Annotated in this window: 2 tRNA genes and 2 rRNA genes; all 4 read right to left on the minus strand. The window is 53.2% G+C overall.

Features of this window, described 5'->3' with window-relative positions:
* Positions 1 to 13 precede the first annotated feature (13 nt).
* A 23S ribosomal RNA gene (locus R8871_RS38245) occupies positions 14 to 2892 on the minus strand.
* Between the two features lie 322 nt (positions 2893 to 3214).
* Positions 3215 to 3290: transfer RNA gene (locus R8871_RS38250), tRNA-Ala, on the minus strand.
* Between the two features lie 67 nt (positions 3291 to 3357).
* Positions 3358 to 3434 (minus strand) — tRNA-Ile (locus tag R8871_RS38255).
* Positions 3435 to 3511: 77 nt separating this feature from the next.
* Positions 3512 to 5042 (minus strand): 16S ribosomal RNA (locus R8871_RS38260).
* The 16S and 23S rRNA genes sit together here with 2 tRNA genes alongside, the layout of an rRNA operon.
* Positions 5043 to 5132 lie beyond the last annotated feature (90 nt).

A 5132-nucleotide genomic window follows, 5' to 3' on the forward strand; every position in this document is an offset into this window, starting at 1 on the left:
ACACACCTGTTATAGGATCAAGCCTTACGGGCAATTAGTATCAGTTAGCTTAACGCATTACTGCGCTTCCACACCTGACCTATCAACGTCCTGGTCTTGAACGACCCTTCAAGGGGCTCGAAGCCCCGGGGATATCTCATCTTAAGGCGAGTTTCCCGCTTAGATGCTTTCAGCGGTTATCTCTTCCGAACATAGCTACCCGGCGATGCCACTGGCGTGACAACCGGTACACCAGAGGTTCGTCCACTCCGGTCCTCTCGTACTAGGAGCAGCCCCCTTCAAATATCCAGCGCCCACGGCAGATAGGGACCAAACTGTCTCACGACGTTTTAAACCCAGCTCACGTACCTCTTTAAATGGCGAACAGCCATACCCTTGGGACCGGCTACAGCCCCAGGATGAGATGAGCCGACATCGAGGTGCCAAACACCGCCGTCGATATGAACTCTTGGGCGGTATCAGCCTGTTATCCCCAGAGTACCTTTTATCCGTTGAGCGATGGCCCTTCCATACAGAACCACCGGATCACTATGACCTGCTTTCGCACCTGCTCGACTTGTCGGTCTCGCAGTTAAGCACGCTTATGCCATTGCACTATCAGCACGATTTCCGACCGTACCTAGCGTACCTTCGTACTCCTCCGTTACACTTTGGGAGGAGACCGCCCCAGTCAAACTGCCTACCATGCACTGTCCCCAGTCCGGATAACGGACCAAGGTTAGAACCTCAAACAAACCAGGGTGGTATTTCAAGGACGGCTCCATTGAGACTGGCGTCCCAACTTCATAGCCTCCCACCTATCCTACACAGATCGGTTCAAAGTCCAATGCAAAGCTACAGTAAAGGTTCATGGGGTCTTTCCGTCTAGCCGCGGGGAGATTGCATCATCACAAACACTTCAACTTCGCTGAGTCTCGGGAGGAGACAGTGTGGCCATCGTTACGCCATTCGTGCAGGTCGGAACTTACCCGACAAGGAATTTCGCTACCTTAGGACCGTTATAGTTACGGCCGCCGTTTACCGGGACTTCAATCAAGAGCTTGCACCCCATCATTTAATCTTCCGGCACCGGGCAGGCGTCACACCCTATACGTCCACTTTCGTGTTTGCAGAGTGCTGTGTTTTTATTAAACAGTCGCAGCCACCAGTTTATTGCAACCCCTTCACCCTCCTGGCGCAGGCCAGTCAAGCTACAGGGGCGTACCTTATCCCGAAGTTACGGTACCAATTTGCCGAGTTCCTTCTCCCGAGTTCTCTCAAGCGCCTTAGAATACTCATCTCGCCCACCTGTGTCGGTTTGCGGTACGGTCTTGTTAAACTGAAGCTTAGAGGCTTTTCTTGGAACCACTTCCAGTTGCTTCTTCACCTAAGTGAATGGCCTCGCACCCTTGAATTCCGCGCCCGGATTTGCCTAAGCGCCTTCTCCAATGCAAGGACCGGGACTTCCAACACCCGGACAACCTTCCGCGATCCGTCCCCCCATCGCATTTAACAATGGTGCAGGAATATTAACCTGCTTCCCATCAGCTACGCATTTCTGCCTCGCCTTAGGGGCCGACTCACCCTACGCCGATGAACGTTGCGTAGGAAACCTTGGGCTTACGGCGAGGGGGCCTTTCACCCCCTTTATCGCTACTCATGTCAGCATTCGCACTTCCGATACCTCCAGCGCACTTTTCAATGCACCTTCGCAGGCTTACGGAACGCTCTCCTACCATGCACATAAATGTGCATCCGCAGCTTCGGTATATTGCTTAGCCCCGTTACATCTTCCGCGCAGGACGACTCGATCAGTGAGCTATTACGCTTTCTTTAAAGGATGGCTGCTTCTAAGCCAACCTCCTGACTGTTTTAGCCTTCCCACTTCGTTTCCCACTTAGCAATATTTGGGGACCTTAGCTGGCGGTCTGGGTTGTTTCCCTCTTGACACCGGACGTTAGCACCCGATGTCTGTCTCCCGTGATTGCACTCTTCGGTATTCGGAGTTTGCTATGGCGTAGTAATCCGCAATGGACCCCACAACCATGACAGTGCTCTACCCCCGAAGGTGATACACGAGGCACTACCTAAATAGTTTTCGGAGAGAACCAGCTATTTCCAGGTTTGTTTAGCCTTTCACCCCTATCCACAGCTCATCCCCTAACTTTTCAACGTTAGTGGGTTCGGACCTCCAGTACGTGTTACCGCACCTTCATCCTGGCCATGGATAGATCACCTGGTTTCGGGTCTACACCCAGCGACTGAACGCCCTGTTCGGACTCGCTTTCGCTACGCCTGCCCTAATCGGTTAAGCTTGCCACTGAATGTAAGTCGCTGACCCATTATACAAAAGGTACGCCGTCACCCCTTGCGAGGCTCCGACTGTTTGTATGCATGCGGTTTCAGGATCTATTTCACTCCCCTCCCGGGGTTCTTTTCGCCTTTCCCTCACGGTACTGGTTCACTATCGGTCGATCACGAGTATTTAGCCTTGGAGGATGGTCCCCCCATCTTCAGACAGGATTTCACGTGTCCCGCCCTACTTGTCGTACACCTAGTTCTTCCTCGCTGTTTTCGTCTACAGGGCTATCACCTGCTATGGCGGCACTTTCCAGAGCCTTCGACTAACAATGAAGATAAAGAGTACAGGCTGATCCCATTTCGCTCGCCACTACTCTGGGAATCTCGGTTGATTTCTTTTCCTGCGGTTACTTAGATGTTTCAGTTCACCGCGTTCGCTTCGCATGACCTATGTATTCAGTCATGGATACTCCAGAAGGAGTGGGTTTCCCCATTCGGACATCTACGGATCAAAGCTCGTTTGCCAGCTCCCCGTAGCTTTTCGCAGGCTACCGCGTCCTTCATCGCCTGTGATCGCCAAGGCATCCACCACATGCACTTGTTCGCTTGACCCTATAACGGGTGTGTCTCATGCATGATCCACTCGGAATCACACGCTCGCCACACTCGCTACAGGTTGAGTATTCGTGTTGCGCCGTATTCCAAAAGCGATCTTTCGATCTCTCTTTTCATACATTGATACAATCACAACCCTGATTCACCTACTCACCTGCCCATCTCTAGACACGCTTTCGTGAATCTCTTTACTACTTCTTCCTGATTGTTAAAGAACGACAGCCGATATAAAGCTCTGCTTCATATCACTCTGACTGGCTCAATCGCCAATGCAAAACACTCTGCTTTCTACTTCAGCAGAACGCTGCGCATTGAAGATTGGTGGAGGATGACGGGATCGAACCGACGACCCCCTGCTTGCAAAGCAGGTGCTCTCCCAGCTGAGCTAATCCCCCAGTCATGCACAGATCATCATCACACGTCGGGATCTATCGATTAACGCAGCCATCGCAGACAAGACAATGGTGGGTCTGGATGGATTCGAACCATCGACCCCCGCCTTATCAAGACGGTGCTCTAACCGACTGAGCTACAGACCCCTCAGTCTGTCTGACTTACTGTCCTAATTTACAGCCGATAAGCGTGAGCGCTCAACGCATTGACACGTTAGCTCGAGAAAGGAGGTGATCCAGCCGCACCTTCCGATACGGCTACCTTGTTACGACTTCACCCCAGTCATGAATCCTACCGTGGTGACCGTCCTCCTTGCGGTTAGACTAGCCACTTCTGGTAAAACCCACTCCCATGGTGTGACGGGCGGTGTGTACAAGACCCGGGAACGTATTCACCGCGGCATGCTGATCCGCGATTACTAGCGATTCCAGCTTCACGCACTCGAGTTGCAGAGTGCGATCCGGACTACGATCGGTTTTCTGGGATTGGCTCCCCCTCGCGGGTTGGCGACCCTCTGTTCCGACCATTGTATGACGTGTGAAGCCCTACCCATAAGGGCCATGAGGACTTGACGTCATCCCCACCTTCCTCCGGTTTGTCACCGGCAGTCTCCCTAGAGTGCTCTTGCGTAGCAACTAGGGACAAGGGTTGCGCTCGTTGCGGGACTTAACCCAACATCTCACGACACGAGCTGACGACAGCCATGCAGCACCTGTGTTATGGCTCCCTTTCGGGCACCCCCACCTCTCAGCAGGGTTCCATACATGTCAAGGGTAGGTAAGGTTTTTCGCGTTGCATCGAATTAATCCACATCATCCACCGCTTGTGCGGGTCCCCGTCAATTCCTTTGAGTTTTAATCTTGCGACCGTACTCCCCAGGCGGTCAACTTCACGCGTTAGCTACGTTACTAAGGAAATGAATCCCCAACAACTAGTTGACATCGTTTAGGGCGTGGACTACCAGGGTATCTAATCCTGTTTGCTCCCCACGCTTTCGTGCATGAGCGTCAGTATTGGCCCAGGGGGCTGCCTTCGCCATCGGTATTCCTCCACATCTCTACGCATTTCACTGCTACACGTGGAATTCTACCCCCCTCTGCCATACTCTAGCCCGCCAGTCACAAATGCAGTTCCCAGGTTAAGCCCGGGGATTTCACATCTGTCTTAGCGGACCGCCTGCGCACGCTTTACGCCCAGTAATTCCGATTAACGCTTGCACCCTACGTATTACCGCGGCTGCTGGCACGTAGTTAGCCGGTGCTTATTCTTCCGGTACCGTCATCCCCCCACCATATTAGGGCGGAGGTTTTCTTTCCGGACAAAAGTGCTTTACAACCCGAAGGCCTTCTTCACACACGCGGCATTGCTGGATCAGGCTTTCGCCCATTGTCCAAAATTCCCCACTGCTGCCTCCCGTAGGAGTCTGGGCCGTGTCTCAGTCCCAGTGTGGCTGGTCGTCCTCTCAGACCAGCTACAGATCGTCGCCTTGGTAGGCCTTTACCCCACCAACTAGCTAATCTGCCATCGGCCGCCCCTGTAGCGGGAGGTCCTAAGATCCCCCCCTTTCCTCCGTAGAGCGTATGCGGTATTAATCCGGCTTTCGCCGGGCTATCCCCCACTACAGGACACGTTCCGATGTATTACTCACCCGTTCGCCACTCGCCACCAGGGTTGCCCCCGTGCTGCCGTTCGACTTGCATGTGTAAGGCATGCCGCCAGCGTTCAATCTGAGCCAGGATCAAACTCTTCAGTTCAAACCTGTTACTGTTTTTCGGGCTCTTTCGAACCCGGTCGCTCACTCAACGTACTGACGAATGATCATCCTGCCGGCGTGAATCCACCCC

The sequence above is a fragment of the Paraburkholderia sediminicola genome (assembly GCF_902859805.1).
Classification (GTDB): domain Bacteria; phylum Pseudomonadota; class Gammaproteobacteria; order Burkholderiales; family Burkholderiaceae; genus Paraburkholderia; species Paraburkholderia sediminicola.